Raw genomic sequence first — 14,441 nt, forward strand, 5'->3', positions numbered from 1 at the left:
TTCGTTTTGTAGCGGGGACAGGATTTGAACCTGCGACCTCTGGGTTATGAGCCCAGCGAGCTACCGAGCTGCTCCACCCCGCGTCGGTGTGAACCCAACATTACACACAGGTCGCCGTGGGCGCCAAATCGTGAGGTCACACGGCGTTTTCGCCTCGAACTCCACGCGCCGAGCATCAACCGTAGATCAGTGCATGTGACAGTGATCACAGCAGATGGCGACATGCCGAAGCGGTTCCGTTATTCCGTGAGCGCCATCACTATCACCCAGTGATCCCGAACACATAACGGACCAATAACAGACCGATGGTTATCTAGACATTCCCACTGGCTATGCGGTGTAAACCTCGATAAGACGGCTATTTCATTCATAGAATCTGCTCGTTATCAAGATGTGATCGGCATCGATTCATTGGTTAGCGTTCCCCCCATGACTGAGACCCGGAAATTCCGCACCCGTGCCCTTGGCGTCGCCGCCATCACCGGCGCCCTGGTTGCCGTTCCGTTCAGCCTCTCCACCGGCACTGCCGCCGCCGCCAACTACAACTGGGACGGCGTAGCCCAGTGTGAGAGCGGCGGTAACTGGGGCATCAACACCGGCAACGGCTACTACGGCGGCCTGCAGTTCTCGCAGAGCACCTGGGCGGCCAACGGCGGCCAGGGTTCGGCCCACAACGCCAGCAAGGAAGAGCAGATCCGCGTCGCGGAGAACGTGCTCGCCAGCCAGGGCGTCGGCGCGTGGCCGCACTGCGGCCAGTACCTGCAGGCAGGCGCCTCCACGCCCGAGCCCGCGCCGGTCGTGGTCGAGGAGCCCGCCGTGGAACTGCCCGTCGAGGTGCCCGCCGTGGCCAAGACCGAGGTCCAGCAGGCCGTGGAGCAGGCCAAGGCCGCGGGCCGTTCGCTCGCCGAGCAGTACGGTGTCGCGGGCCAGTACCAGGACCTGCTCGACGCCAACGCCCCGCTGATCGCCTCGATCGGCGGCTGATCCACCCGTTCCCCCTGCACGAGAAAGGCCCCGCCTCGGCGGGGCCTTTCTTGCTGTCCGAGCGGGGACCGACTACCGGCCGCCCGCGTCCTGGTACGCCTTCACCGCGGCGTCGAGCTCCTCGAGCGCCTTGCCGAAATCGGTGAAGTTGCCCGTGCGCATCGCCGTGCGCACCGCGTCGATCTTGCGCTCGAGCTCGGCCGCTGCGGCATCCTGGCCGGTCGAACCCGTGGGCGGGGTGGTCGGCGGCGGCGTGGTGCCGTCACCGGGCGGGGTGGCGGTGCCCTGATCCACCGGCGGGGTCGCCCCCGGTTTCGGCTTCACCGCCGGATCGCCACCGAACGGCGTGGCCAGCGCGCCGGCACCTGGCATCACCTGGTTCAGCGCCCCGGCCAACGTCGAGTCGTAGCCGACCTTCACGCTGCCCGCCGCGTCGCGGTAGCTCACCAGCACGCGCAGCAGCTGCGGGAACGTCGACGAACCGGTGTTGCGTTCGTTGTAGAACGGTTCGACGTAGAGGATGCCGCCGTCGGCGACCGGCAGGGTGAGCAGGTTGCCGTAGCGAATCTTGTTCGAGTTCGACAGCAGGGTCTTCTCGCGCGAGACCGCGTCGGCGGTGGTCATCGAGTTCTGGGTCTGCTGCGGACCCTGGGTTTGCGAGTCCGTCGGCAACTGCAGAATCGTGAACTTGCCGTACCCGTCGGGATCGGAGCGCACCGAGATGTAGGCCGAGAGGAACTGGCGGTTGTAGCCCACCATCGCCGAGGTCAGGTTGAACACCGGCTTGGTGGTCTTCGGATCGCCCAGCAGCACGTAGTACGGCGGCTGGTTGAACGTGCCGCCCTCGATCGTGGGATCGCTGGGCACCGACCAGAACGCGTTGTTGGTGAAGAACTCACGCGGGTTGTCCACGTGGTACTTGGTCAACATGTCGCGCTGGACCTTGAACAGGTCCTCCGGGTAGCGGAAGTGCGCGCGCAGTTCGGGCGAGATCTCGCTCTCCGGCTTCACCGCGTCGGGGAACACCCCACGCCAGGCCTTGAGGACCGGGTCCACGGAGTCGGTCTCGTACAGGGTGACGGTGCCGTCGTAGGCGTCGACGGTGGCCTTCACCGAGTTGCGGATGTAGCTGACCTCCTTGCGCGGGATCACCCGGCCGGTCTTCTTGTCGATGCTGTCCTCGACCGCGCCGTCGAGCGAGGTCGGCTGGGCGTAGGGGTACTTGTCCAGCGTGGTGTAGGCGTCGACGATCCAGATGATCCGGCCGTCGATGACCGCCGGGTAGGCGTTGCCGTCGGTGGTCAACCAGGGTGCGACCTTCTGCACCCGGTCGCGCGGACCACGGTTGAACAGGATCTTGGAGTCCTCACTGATCGCCGAGGAGAACAGGATGTTGCGCTCGGCGTACTTGGCCGCGAAGGCCAAGCGGTTGAACCAGTTGCCGATCGGCACGCCGCCGCTGCCGCTGTAGGTGTACTGGGCGGTATCGGAGTCGTACTCGCGCGGGGCCTGGCCCTCGGCGGTGCCGACGATGGCGTAGTCGGGATCGGTCTGGGCGATCAGTTCGCCGTAGTAGATGCGCGGCTGGTCGACCTTGATCTGCTGATCCTCGACCTTGGTGAACAGGTCGCTCACCATGAACAGCGGGTAGCCCGAATCCGAGCCGCCCGCCGCGCTCTGTGCCTCCGACTGCGGCTTGTTCACCCGGTTGGCGGGCGCGGCGACGAAGCCGTTGCCGTGGGTGTAGACGGTGTGCTGGTTGATCCAGTCCTTCTGGTTGCCCGACAGCGCGGCCGGGTGCAGCTCACGCGCGGCGACGATGTAGTCCTGCATGTCGCCGTTGAGGGTGTAGCGGTCGATGTCGAGCGACTCCGGGAAGCCGTAGAAGTTCTTGCGCTGCTGCAACTGGGTGAAGGTGGGCGAGAGGATGTTCGGGTCGAGCAGGCGCGCGTTGCCGATCGTCGCCGCGTCGGCGGGAACGTCGAGCGGGCTCTTGTTCGAACTGCCCCGGTAGTCCTGATACTCGACCTTGTCGTCGGTGATGCCGTATGCCTCGCGCGTGGCCATGATGTTGCGCTCGATGTACGGACTTTCCTTGTCGGCGGCGTTGGGACGCACCGAGAACTGCTCGACGACCATCGGCCACACCGCGCCGACCAGAATCGACGACAGGACGAGCAGCGCGGCCGCCATCGCGGGAACCCGCAGGTCGCGCAACACGATTCCGGCGAAGAACGCGAGCGCGCAGATCACCGCGATCGAGAGCAGGATCAGTTTGGCAGGCAGCACCGCGTTGATATCGGTGAACGAGGGACCACCGAAGGTCGGTTCCTTGCGCGTACTCGACAACAGGTCGTACCGGTCGAACCAGTACGCCACCGCCTTGAGCAGCACGAAGATGCCGGCGATCACCGCCAGCTGCACACGCGCGGCCCTGGTGAGGGTGCCCTCGCGCCCGGCCAGGCGCAGGCCGCCGAACACGTAGTGGGTCACCAGGTTCGCGAAGAACGCGATCACCACGGCCACGAACAGCCAGTTCAACACCATCCGATAGAACGGCAGATCGAAGGTGTAGAAGCCGATGTCGAGACCGAACTGCGGGTCCTGCTGGCCGAACTCGCCGCCGTGCAGGAACAACTGCACCGTGGCCCAATTCGATTGCGCCACCAGGCCGGAGAGCACGCCCAGCAGCACCGGGATGCCGATGCCGAACAGGCGCAGCTTGCTCATGACGGTGGTGCGGTAGCGCGCGATCGGGTCGTTGGGACCGGCGACCGGGACGAACACCGGCCGCGAGCGGTAGGCCAGCAGCAACGCCGCCCAGACCACCAACCCGACGAACAGTGCGACAACCAAGAACAGCAGCACCCGCGTGCGCAACACGCCGAGATACACACTGCGATAACCGACCTCACCGAACCACAACCAATTGGTATAGGCGTCGGTGAAGCGGGGCCCGAGCAACAGCAGCGCCGCGAGGACGACTGCTGTCACAAGCAGCACACGGCTGCGTCGGGACAACGAAGGTAAGCCGGTGGGGGGCCGCATGCCCACGGTGCCACTCTCCATGCTCCGGCGGCTCCGCACCGAGATCGGCGCAGACACCGCAGTCCGAATGTTGCGGGGTGATCCGGAGTCTTGCCACTCACTCGAGGAGCACCTACCGCCGGACCGTTGGCGCCCACTCTACGGAAATCGGACACTGTGCAAGCGGCTGGGCCGAAAATGATTGGATGTGCGGGTGACCGATGACGAGCACGCCGAAGTTCTCCTCGCCCGCTGTGTGCGCGAGGTCGTGGAGTTCGCCGACGCCGAGGGCTGGGGAAATCCGCCGCAGATGTTCGCGTTGGTGCCGACCGCCGACCTGGCCGCGGCCGAACCCGATCTGCAGGATCAACTCGACGACGGCAGCGAACTGACCCCCGTCGCGCAGGAAGCCTTCCCCGACGACATCACCGGCGGGTCGATGGCGCTCGACGAATTCCTGGCCACCACCACCTGGCCGCCCGCGGTGCAGGGGTGCGTGCTGGTGCAGGAGATCGTGGTGCTGCCGCCCGACGCCGAGAACGACCTCGACGAGGCCCTGGTCCCGCTGCTGGCCGACGACGAAGCCGCCGACGCGGCCGGGCGCGCCGCGGCCCTGGCCCACCCCGGCCGCCGCGACGCCCGCCTCATCGCAGGCGTCCTCCGCGAGGGCGCCGCCCTGTGCCTACTCCAAATCCGCCCCGAAGACGACGACGGCTTCGGCGACCTCGACCTACGCACCTACCCCAACCTGGCGCCTGGCCTGGTAGAGGCCTTGCACCACACCCTCGAGTAGCCCCATGCCCCCATGAACCAACCCAGTTCAAGTACCTGAGCCAGGCACACCTGGGTGTTCTCGGCGCGCCTCCGCCTCTGGACTGAGCGGAGGGTGCGACGAAGGAGTACCCGGAGCGAGGGAAGAGGCGGAGTTAAGCGCCGAGAACCGCGGCGCCAGCCGCCAAAAAACACAGCAAGTTAAGCGCCGAGAACCGCAGCGCCAGCCGTCAACATGTCACCGTCTCGCGGCCGGCGTTGATGTCGGCGAGCGAGGAGACCGCGCCGTCGAGGTTCTCGACCTTCACCAACCGCAGCCCCTCGGGAATGCGCTGGCGGGCCTCGTTGCAGTTGGCGGCGGGGACCAGGAAGGTCTCCGCGCCCGCCTCCCGTGCGGCGATCATCTTGTAGCCGATGCCGCCGATCGGGCCGACCTTGCCGTCCTCGTCGATGGTGCCGGTGCCGGCGACGAACCGGCCGCCGTTGAGTTCGCCGGGCGAGAGCTTGTCGATCAGCGCGAGGCTGAACATCAGCCCGGCCGACGGTCCGCCGATGTCGGCGAGGTTGAACTCGACGCGCAGCGGCGGGCGGCTGCCTTCGGTGGGGGTGATGCCGAGGTAGCCCTTGGCCTCGTCGTCGGGGCGGGGTCCCAGGGTGATCGGGCTGGTCTGTTCGGCATCGCCGCGACGGTAGACGACGGTGATCGTGTCGCCGGGGGCCTTGGTGCCGACGTAGTCGATCACGTCCTTCGGCTCGGTGATGGGGGTGTCGTCGATGCGGACCAACTCGTCGCCGACCTCGAGCACCTCGGCGGCGGGGGCGTCCTCGCCGATGCCGCGCACCAGCACCACCGTCGGCATCTTCAGGTAGTGCAGCGCGGCGATCTCGGCGTCGCTCTCGGAGTCCTTGAAGTCCTGCTGGTTGGACTTGTCGACTTCCTCGCGCGACACACCGGGCGGGTACACCTCGGCGCGCGGGACGAGTCCGTGGTCGCCGCTGACCCAGAAACCGAACGCCTCGAACAGATTCAGTCCGTCGCGTACCGACACCGTCGTCATATTGAGGTGCCCGGTCGTGGGATCCAGTGGCGCGCCGGTGACATCGACCACGGGCTTGTCGTCGACCTTGCCGAGGGTGTCGAAGGTCGGGCCGGGGCCGAGCGCGACGAACGGCACGGTGACCACGCTGCCGGTCACGCCGAGCACGAGAACGGGGGCGAGGGCGACGATCAGGGTGAGGATCCGACGATTCACTCCGACCACAGTAGTGATCGGCGGCCGTGACCGGCGGCAGTGGCACGCTTTTGTGGCGCGGACGATCCCGTCGCGATTTCGCGACGCGCGAACACCGGTGCCCGGGTGGTCCCGCGTAACGTAAGAGGTATGAGCGATCTCCCCTTCGGCTTCTCGACCGGCGACGACGACGAGTCCGGCAAGCGTCGCGACGAGGCGAACAGTTCCGGCGGAAACGATCCGTTCGGTTTCGGAGCGATGGGCGGGGCAGGCGGGTTCGATCCGTCCCAGTTGGGCCAGATGTTGAGCCAGCTCGGCCAGATGATCAGCGGCATGGGCCAGGGCATGGGCCCCGGCGGCGCGCAAGCGGGCCCGGTCAACTACGACGTGGCCAAGCGGCTGGCCCGCCAGCAACTCGGTTCCACGATCGCGCCGATCTCGCCGGGCACGACCACCGCGATCACCGACGCCGCCCACCTGGCCGAACTGTGGCTCGACGGCGCCACGGTGCTGCCCGCGGGCGCGACCAGGACCGTCGCGTGGACTCCCAACGACTGGATCGAGGAGACCCTGCCCACCTGGAAGCGCCTGTGCGATCCGGTGGCCGAGCAGATCTCGGGCATGTGGACCGCGCAGTTGCCCGAGGAGGCCAAGCAGTTCGCCGGTCCGATGGTCGGAATGTTGAGCCAGATGGGCGGGTTGGCGTTCGGTTCCCAGCTCGGTCAGGCGCTCGGCCAGCTGGCCAAGGAGGTGCTGACCTCCACCGATATCGGGCTGCCGCTCGGCCCGGCCGGTACCGCGGCGCTGCTGCCCACCGCGATCTCGGCGTTCAGCGCCGGACTCGAGCAGCCCGAGAGCGAGATCATCGTCTTCCTGGCCGCGCGGGAGGCCGCCCACCAGCGGCTCTTCGCGCATGTGCCGTGGTTGCGCCACCAGGTGCTCGGCGCGGTCGAGGACTACGCGCGCGGCATCAAGATGGACTTCTCCGCGATCGAGGAGGCCGCCCAGGGCATCGACCCGATGTCGCTGAGCGACCCGTCCAAGCTCGAGGAACTGCTCTCCCAGGGCACCTTCGAACCGCAGACCACGCCCGAGCAGAAGCAGGCGCTCGAGCGCTTGGAGACCCTGCTCGCGCTGATCGAGGGCTGGGTCGACGTCGTGGTCACCGATGCCGTGGGTGAGCGGCTGCCGGGCGCGAGCGCGCTGTCGGAGACGCTGCGTCGGCGGCGGGCCACCGGTGGTCCGGCCGAGCAGACCTTCGCCACGCTGGTCGGCTTGGAGTTGCGCCCGCGCAAGGTCCGTGAGGCCGCGGCGCTGTGGCGGCGGCTGACCACCGACGCGGGCATGGAGCGGCGCGACAAGGTGTGGGAGCACCCCGATCTGCTGCCCGATTCCACCGATCTGGACTCCCCCGCCGGGTTCATCGACTCCATCATCGGCGGCGGCACCGGCGCTTTCGACGACCCGCTGGCCCAGCTCGCCGAAACCGAAGCGCGCGAACGTGATGCGGCCGCGCGGGAGCACAAGGGCACCGACGAGCCGGAGACCGACCCGGATTCCGGCACCGACAAGTCCTGATCCCCACCGCCGCAAGGGGTCGCGCGAGAAATTTCGTGATCCCGGTGGCGCGACACGGACACGCGGCTGACGATCGCTCGAACACGCCGCGACGACCGGTGGAAACCGAGTTGTTCACAGTTCGAGATTCCGATTCCGACACGCCGAAAGCCTGTGGATAACCAGGCTTTCGGCACGGGTCGAGGTGGGGCCGTTGGTCGATACTTCGAACCATGACGTCCACTTCCCCGCTGCGCGGCCCGATGCTGCACCCGCGCGTGACGACCCTGGTTCGCCCGTCCGGCACGGTCCAACTCGGCTGGGACCCCGAACGCGCGCTGCTGCTCGAGACCACCGAGCACGACACCGGCACCGTGCTCGCCTTCCTTCGCCTCCTCGACGGCATGCAGTCGCGACCCCAGATCATTTGGCGCGCAGGTGAATTCGGCATCACGCCCGACCACACGATGAGTCTGCTCGCCGCGATCGACCAGGCGGGCCTGCTGCTGGAACCCGAGCGCAAACAGGGCCGGGTCCGCGGCATCACCGTGCACGGGCTCGGCCCGCTGTCGGACGCGGTGGCACTCGGGTTGCGGCGCATGGGTTTACGGCCGATCCGTTCGCGCGAATACCGGGCGGGCAAGCCGCTGGGCGCCGAGGCGGGCAGTCTGGTGGTGCTCACCGACGCCCTGATGATCGATCCCGGGTTGTCGGTCGATCTGGTACTGCGCCGGGTACCGCACCTGCAGGTGCGCGTGCGCGACGGGATCGGGGTGGTGGGTCCGCTCGTTCTGCCGGGCGAGACGAGTTGTCTGCACTGCGCCGATCTGACCCGCGTCGGCTTCGACACCGACTGGCCGCACCTGGCCGCGCAGCTGCTCGGGCGCACCGGGCACGCGTCCCCGGCCGGGATCGCGGCGACGACGGCGCTGGCGCTGGGCGAACTGGAGGCGATCGTCGCGTGCTCGCCGCGCCGCGCGCCGCGCACCCTCGACGCCACCGTGGAACTCGACCTCGACACCCACGAGCTCCAGCGTCGCCCGTGGTTGCCACACCCGGATTGTGGCTGTCGCGCCATGACCGCGCCCGCACCGGAGGCCTCGCTGTGAGAGTTCGCATCGGCCGGTGTGAGCATTCCCATGACACGGGGCCCGTGGGTTCGGCCATGATGGAGAGTGTGTCCGAGATCGTGCGCCGCAGTTCCAGCCGCAATGCCAAGCTGGCCAAGATTCCACTCGGCATCGCCGGACGAGCCGCCGTCGGTTTCGGCAAGAAGCTCGTCGGCGGTGACAAGAAGCAGATCAACGCCTCGCTGAACCAGAAGGCCGCCGAGCAGCTGTTCGCCGTGCTCGGTGAGCTCAAGGGCGGCGCGATGAAGTTCGGGCAGGCGCTGAGCGTGATGGAGGCCGCCGTCCCCGAGGAATTCGGCGAGCACTACCGCGAGGCGCTGACCAAACTGCAGGCCGCCGCGCCCCCGATGCCCACCGCCACGGTGCATCGGGTGCTCGATCAGCAGCTGGGCACCAAGTGGCGCGAGCGGTTCCAGTCCTTCGACGACACCCCGGCGGCGTCGGCCAGCATCGGCCAGGTGCACCGGGCCGTGTGGTCCGACGGCCGCGCGGTGGCGGTGAAGGTGCAGTACCCCGGCGCCGACGACGCGCTGCGCGCCGACCTGAAGACCCTCTCGCGGATGACCGGTCTGCTCGCCTCGGTGATTCCCGGCGCCGATGTGAAGCCGCTGCTCGCCGAGATCACCGAGCGCACCGAGGAAGAACTCGACTACCGCATCGAGGCCGCCAACCAGCGCCGCTTCGCCGCCGCGTTCGACGGGCACCCCACCATCACGGTGCCCAAGGTGGTGGCGGGCGCGCCGAAGGTGATCGTCACCGAATGGCTCGAGGGCACTCCGGTCTCGGCGCTGATCAAGGCAGGCGCCGAGGATCCCGAGGGGACGCGCGAGCAGCGCAACCGGATCGCCGAACTGATGGGCAGCTTCCACTTCAGCTCCCCCGAACTGGTGGGCCTGCTGCACGGCGACCCGCACCCCGGCAATTTCCTGATCCGCCCCGACGGCACCCTGGCGGTGCTCGACTTCGGCGCCTGCGCCCCCATGCCCGACGGTTTCCCCGAGGTCCTCGGCCGGATGCTGGCACTGGCCGTGGCCGACGAGCACGCGGCGCTCACCGAGCTGCTCTACGAGCACGGCTGGGTGATTCCGGGCCGCACGGTGACCCACGAGGAGATCGAGGCGTACCTGCGCCCGTTCAGCGATCCCATCCGCACCGATTCGTTCCACTTCACCCGCGCGTGGATGCAGCAGGTGGCGGGCACGGCCTCGGAGTTCTCCAGCCCGGAGATGAAAACCGCGCGCGCCCTACAGCTTCCGGCCGAGTACCTGACGGTGTTCCGGGTGCTCGGCGGGTCCGTCGGCATTCTGGCCCAGCTCGACGCCGAGCTCGGCTTCATGAAACTGGTCCGCACCTGGGTACCCGGCTTCCGCGCCGAACAGGCCTCGTGAGCACCTGAGCAGACAAAACGAACCGCTCACCAGCACGAGGTGAGCGGTTCGCTTGCGGTACAACCCTTTTCCCGGGTTCATGCCATGATCGCGACCTTGCGCGGGCGGCCACGGGGACGCTTGCGGGCGATCACGACCCCCTGGTCGAAGATCTCACCGCCCCATACGCCCCACGGCTCGGCCCGATCGATGGCCGCGGTCAGGCAGCCCTTGCGGATGGGGCAGGCCGCGCACAGTTCCTTGGCCTGCTCGAGATCGGTGGGGCTCTCGGCGAACCACAGATCGGGGTTTCCGGCGCGACAGGGCAGCGTCGAGGTGGCCTGCGCCACGGGTCGGCATGTCACGTCAGCAGTGGCCGTGGGCCAGTCCTGGGCGGTGAACACGTCGTTCTCCTTCATTTCGTATGCAGCGGTGGAATGTTCGGTGTGCGAACCCGGTGCCTACGGCTGAGGAGCCGAAACAAATATGGCCACGGGTTCGCTTCTCGCGATCCGTGGCCAGGAGGTCTGGGGAGGGAGATCCCTACCTAGCTCGACTTCTGTGTCGAGACCTGATCACGGTCGCTGGGCGGACGCGAATGCGGGTTGCGCCGAGGAATGCCGGTGCGTATCCGGCTTCATCGGCGGTTGCTGCCGGTGCCGAGACGGCGGCCGACTGCCAACCCGCGGTGGGCTTGTCCTGGAAACGGGTCGGATGTACGACGCCGACGGACAGACCGGTCCCCTGCTGAGCGAGGACCCCCCGGGAGGCGGACATGACGACAACGTTCACCAGGGCGTGATTGCTCATCGCGCCGAACATGGTGTTCGTGAACGTGGTGTTCGTGTTCATGTGACTGCCTCCCTCCTGAACTCGTATGTGAACAATGACCGCGCACCGCGATCACTCTCGGTGCGTGATGTCCACCATAGGCAATGATCGAGAACCTGCCAACCTATTTTCTACCTGGGGTTTTGTGCCGTGGCTCGCACTCGTGAGGCGACGATGGCCAAGACGTCCGCGCCGTACTGTTCGATTTTCTTCGCGCCGATCCCGGCGATGGCGGCCAGTCCGGTGTCGTCGGTGGGCAGTTGTTCGGCGATGGCGGTCAGGGTGGTGTCGGTGAACACCACGAAGTCGCGCACCCGCAGGGCCTCGGCTTTCTCGGCCCGCCACTCCTTCAGTGCGTCGAGCAGTACCGGGTCGGCTTCGCCGGGACAGCGCCTGCATCGACCGAGCATGGTGGCGTAGGTGCCGATCAGCGGCTTGAGGCAGACCCGGCACAGCGGCCGTGGCGTCTCGGCCCTACCCGGCACCTCGACCGCGATCCGCGAGGCCGCCGATTCGTCGGGAATCAGCCCGTTGAGGAACCGCGACCGGGTGACCGGGCGGTAGTCGCCACCGGCCTGGAGTCGGCGCTGGGTCCACGACAGGCTCAGATGCGTGCGGGCCCGGGTCACGCCCACGTAGAGCAGGCGCCGCTCCTCTTCCAGACCCGCTTCGTCGACCGGCGCGTTCTTGCGGCCGAGGACGTGGAAGATCGGCAGGCTGCCGTCGGTGAGCCCGGCCAGGAACACCGCGTCCCACTCGAGGCCCTTCGCGGCGTGCAGCGAGGCCAGGGTGACGCCGTCGACGGTCGGCGGGTGTTTGGCCTCGGCCCGCGTCGCCAGCTCGCGCAGCAGGGCGCTGAGGTCGAGCTCGTCGTCGTGGCTGACCAGTTCCTCGGTGAGCTGCACCAGGGCCAGCAGCGAGGACCAGCGTTCCTTGGCCTGCGCGCCTGCGGGTTCCTCGGCGGTGAGTCCGACCGGGGCCAGCACGGCGCGCACCAGCGAGATCAGCGAGGCGCCGCTGCGCGCCTCGTCGGGCAGGTCGTCGCGCGCGTCGGCCTTGCGCAGTTCCACGACGGCCTGGCGCACCTCCTGCCGCTGGAAGAAGCCCTCGCCCCCGCGCACCTGGAACGGGATCGCCCGCTCGGTCAGCACCTGTTCGAAGGGTTCCGACAGCGCGTTGGTCCGGTACAGCACCGCGATCTCGGCGGCGGGTGTGCCCTCGGCGATCAGTGTCTGGATCCGTCCCGCGACCGCGACCGCCTCCGCGTGCGCGTCGGCGTACTCGGCGAATTCCGGTTCGGGCCCGTCGGGGCGTTGGCCGATCAGGGCCAGCCGCGTGCCGGCGATCCGCCCGCGCGCCGCGCCGATCACCTGGTTGGCCAGCGCGACCACCTGCGGGGTGGAGCGGTAGTCGCGTTCGAGCCGCACCACGGTCGCGTCGGGGAAGCGTCGGGAGAAATCGAGCAGGTAGGAGGGGGTGGCGCCGGTGAACGAGTAGATGGTCTGGTTCGCGTCGCCGACCACGGTGAGATCGTCGCGATCGCCCAGCCACGCGTTGAGCACCCGCTGCTGCAGGGGCGTGACGTCCTGGTATTCGTCGACGACGAAGCTGCGATAGCGACCACGGAACTCGTCGGCGACGGAAGGGTAGTCCTCGAGCGCGGCCGCGGTGTGCAGCAGCAGATCGTCGAAGTCGAGCAGCAGCCCGTCGGCGGAGGCTTTCGCGGACTCGTAGCCCGCGTAGACCTGGGCGACCTTGTCCACCTCGCACGGCGCGTCACGGTGGTGGCGGGCCGCGGCGGCCGGATAGTCCTCCGGGGCGATCAGCGAGGCCTTGGCCCATTCGATCTCGCTGAGCAGGTCACGCACCATTTCCGTGGACGCGCGCAACCCCGCGCGCTGCGCGGCCTGCGACACCACCGGGAACTTGCTGTCGAGCAGTCGCCACGGCACATCGCCCACCACCTGCGGCCAGAAATACCGCAGCTGACGCAGCGCGGCGGCGTGGAACGTGCGCGCCTGCACCTGCCCCGCGTCGCCGCCGAGCCCCATCGAGCGCAACCGGTTGCGCATCTCCCCCGCCGCCCGCGCGGTGAACGTGACCGCGAGGACCTGGTCGGGCTTGACGTGCCCGCCGGCGATCAGATGCGCGATCCGGTGCGTGATGGTCCTGGTCTTGCCCGTTCCCGCACCGGCGAGCACGCACACCGGCCCCCGTGGTGCCCGCACCGCGGCGGCCTGTTCCGGGTCGAGGTCGGTGAGATCGAGTACTGGCACGCGCACCATCATGACAGCGCGCACCGACAAGCACCGGTGACGCCGCCCGCGCGGAACACCACGGGCCGCCGAGACGTTGCACATCGCGTGACTGACACAACCCCAGACCTGACGATGTACTCGACCACCTGGTGCGGCTACTGCCGACGCCTGCGGACCCAGCTCGACGAAGCGGGCATCACCTACTCGGTGATCGATATCGAAGACGATCCCGCCTCGGCCGAGTTCGTCGGCAGCGTCAACAACGGCAACCACGTGGTGCCCACGATCAAGTACCGCGACGGCTCGACCGCGACCAACCCGTCGCTGGCCGCGGTGAAGAAGGCATTGGCCGCCCAGCAGGTCTGATCAGGCCTCGGCCCAGGACTCGATGATCGATCGCGCGATCGAGATCGATCCTGGGACGAGCAGTCGGGCGCCGGACTGCGTCGCGGTCCAGTCGCCCGCCCCCAGGGCCGCGCGGACCTCCGCGCGGGTGAACCAGTGCGCCTCGGCGATCTCGCCGTCGGAGAACACCAGTTCCTGCTCGGGGTTGCCGATCGCGGCGAAACCGACCATCAGCGAACGCGGGAACGGCCACGGCTGGCTGCCCAGGTAGTGGATATCGCGCAGCTCCACGCCGACTTCCTCGAGCACCTCGCGTTCCACGCACCGCTCGAGCGACTCGCCCACCTCGACGAACCCGGCCAGCAGCGAGAACATCGTCTCCGGCCAGCTCTGCTGACGCGCCAGCAGCACCCGGTCGGCGCCGTCGTGCACCAGGCAGATCACCGCCGGATCGATCCGGGGGAATTCCTCCTCGCCGGCGGCGGTCAGGCGCGACCAGCCCCCGCGCGCCAACGCGGTCACCGTCCCGTCGCCACCGTGAAAGGCGGCGCGGTCGTGCCAGTTGAGCAGCGCGTACGCGGTGGAGAGCAGCTCGGCGGTGAAATCGTCCACGCCGCCGAGACCGCGCAGATCCTTCAGGGTGCCGTCGAGTTCGGCCACACGCACCGCCCACAGGTGGCTGCCGTCGACCACGCCGAGGAACACCGCCGCCTCGCCGGGCCCGTCGGCCACCGACGCGGCCGTGTCCAGGACGAGCTCGGTGCCCTCGACGCGCACCTTGCCGCGCCGGTCGACACGCAGGATCTTCGCCTTGCCCCACCCCTCGCGCAGGGCCTCGGGATCGAGGCGCACGTGCTCGGCCCGATCGATGGTGGAACGCGACAGCAGCGGAACGTCTTTCAGCCGGAATGACACATCCGCGAGCCTAGCTGGCGGTAC

Annotated in this window: 11 protein-coding genes and 1 tRNA gene; 6 read left to right on the forward strand and 6 right to left on the reverse strand. The window is 68.3% G+C overall.

The genetic code is table 11. From position 1 onward, the window contains the following. Positions 1-9: 9 nt before the first annotated feature. Positions 10-83: transfer RNA gene (locus ACFP3H_RS09035), tRNA-Met, on the reverse strand. Between the two features lie 346 nt (positions 84-429). Between ACFP3H_RS09035 and ACFP3H_RS09040 the strand changes: the two genes are divergently transcribed. After that, positions 430-984 carry a transglycosylase family protein gene (locus ACFP3H_RS09040; protein ID WP_378602377.1) on the forward strand — a complete coding sequence of 185 codons (555 nt, stop codon included), beginning with the start codon at positions 430-432 and terminating at the stop codon, positions 982-984. Positions 985-1,056: 72 nt separating this feature from the next. Here the strand turns inward: ACFP3H_RS09040 and ACFP3H_RS09045 are convergent, their stop codons facing one another. Then, on the reverse strand, positions 1,057-4,038 hold the full coding sequence (locus ACFP3H_RS09045; RefSeq protein WP_378602380.1) for a UPF0182 family protein: 2,982 nt from the start codon (positions 4,036-4,038) through the stop codon (positions 1,057-1,059). 187 nt (positions 4,039-4,225) lie between these two features. Here ACFP3H_RS09045 and ACFP3H_RS09050 point away from each other — a divergent pair, with 187 nt between their 5' ends. Continuing rightward, positions 4,226-4,804 carry a PPA1309 family protein gene (locus tag ACFP3H_RS09050; RefSeq protein ID WP_378602383.1) on the forward strand — a complete coding sequence of 193 codons (579 nt, stop codon included), beginning with the start codon at positions 4,226-4,228 and terminating at the stop codon, positions 4,802-4,804. Positions 4,805-5,012: 208 nt separating this feature from the next. On the opposite strand, the gene ACFP3H_RS09055 is transcribed toward ACFP3H_RS09050, so the two are convergent. Next, complete coding sequence (locus ACFP3H_RS09055) at positions 5,013-6,035, reverse strand: YlbL family protein (RefSeq protein WP_378602385.1); 1,023 nt, start codon at positions 6,033-6,035, stop codon at positions 5,013-5,015. Between the two features lie 129 nt (positions 6,036-6,164). Between ACFP3H_RS09055 and ACFP3H_RS09060 the strand changes: the two genes are divergently transcribed. The 3 genes from ACFP3H_RS09060 to ACFP3H_RS09070 all read left to right on the forward strand — a co-directional run bounded on the left by ACFP3H_RS09060 (position 6,165) and on the right by ACFP3H_RS09070 (position 10,089). Further along, a complete protein-coding gene (locus ACFP3H_RS09060; protein WP_378602387.1) occupies positions 6,165-7,592 on the forward strand; it encodes a zinc-dependent metalloprotease in 1,428 nt (475 codons plus the stop codon). Between the two features lie 212 nt (positions 7,593-7,804). After that, entirely contained in the window at positions 7,805-8,680 is an 876-nt protein-coding gene (locus tag ACFP3H_RS09065; protein WP_378602389.1) for a TOMM precursor leader peptide-binding protein, read from the forward strand. 59 nt (positions 8,681-8,739) lie between these two features. Beyond that, a complete protein-coding gene (locus ACFP3H_RS09070) occupies positions 8,740-10,089 on the forward strand; it encodes an ABC1 kinase family protein (RefSeq protein WP_465263756.1) in 1,350 nt (449 codons plus the stop codon). A 77-nt stretch (positions 10,090-10,166) separates the two neighbouring features. Here ACFP3H_RS09070 and ACFP3H_RS09075 read toward each other — a convergent pair whose 3' ends face one another. Together ACFP3H_RS09075 and ACFP3H_RS09080 are read right to left on the reverse strand one after the other, a co-directional pair. Next, positions 10,167-10,487 carry a WhiB family transcriptional regulator gene (locus ACFP3H_RS09075; protein WP_378602393.1) on the reverse strand — a complete coding sequence of 107 codons (321 nt, stop codon included), beginning with the start codon at positions 10,485-10,487 and terminating at the stop codon, positions 10,167-10,169. 543 nt (positions 10,488-11,030) lie between these two features. Then, a complete protein-coding gene (locus ACFP3H_RS09080; protein WP_378602625.1) occupies positions 11,031-13,187 on the reverse strand; it encodes an ATP-dependent DNA helicase UvrD2 in 2,157 nt (718 codons plus the stop codon). A 75-nt stretch (positions 13,188-13,262) separates the two neighbouring features. Here ACFP3H_RS09080 and ACFP3H_RS09085 point away from each other — a divergent pair, with 75 nt between their 5' ends. Further along, positions 13,263-13,523 (forward strand): mycoredoxin, encoded by a 261-nt coding sequence (locus ACFP3H_RS09085; protein WP_378602395.1) that lies wholly within the window; start codon positions 13,263-13,265, stop codon positions 13,521-13,523. Here the strand turns inward: ACFP3H_RS09085 and nudC are convergent, their stop codons facing one another. Beyond that, entirely contained in the window at positions 13,524-14,417 is an 894-nt protein-coding gene (nudC, locus tag ACFP3H_RS09090) for an NAD(+) diphosphatase (RefSeq protein ID WP_378602397.1), read from the reverse strand. It abuts the gene before it with no gap. Between the last annotated feature and the right edge of the window lie 24 nt (positions 14,418-14,441).

The organism is Nocardia lasii (genome assembly GCF_042658545.1).
Taxonomy (GTDB): Bacteria; Actinomycetota; Actinomycetes; order Mycobacteriales; family Mycobacteriaceae; genus Nocardia; species Nocardia lasii.

Excerpts from the sequence above, each read along its gene's own strand:
- ACFP3H_RS09040 (WP_378602377.1), top strand. The coding sequence starts at position 430 with ATGACTGAGACCCGGAAATTCCGCACCCGTGCCCTTGGCGTCGCCGCC.
- ACFP3H_RS09060 (WP_378602387.1), top strand. The coding sequence starts at position 6,165 with ATGAGCGATCTCCCCTTCGGCTTCTCGACCGGCGACGACGACGAGTCC.
- ACFP3H_RS09065 (WP_378602389.1), top strand. The coding sequence starts at position 7,805 with ATGACGTCCACTTCCCCGCTGCGCGGCCCGATGCTGCACCCGCGCGTG.
- ACFP3H_RS09070 (WP_465263756.1), top strand. The coding sequence starts at position 8,740 with ATGGAGAGTGTGTCCGAGATCGTGCGCCGCAGTTCCAGCCGCAATGCC.
- ACFP3H_RS09075 (WP_378602393.1), bottom strand. The coding sequence starts at position 10,487 with ATGAAGGAGAACGACGTGTTCACCGCCCAGGACTGGCCCACGGCCACT.
- ACFP3H_RS09080 (WP_378602625.1), bottom strand. The coding sequence starts at position 13,187 with ATGATGGTGCGCGTGCCAGTACTCGATCTCACCGACCTCGACCCGGAA.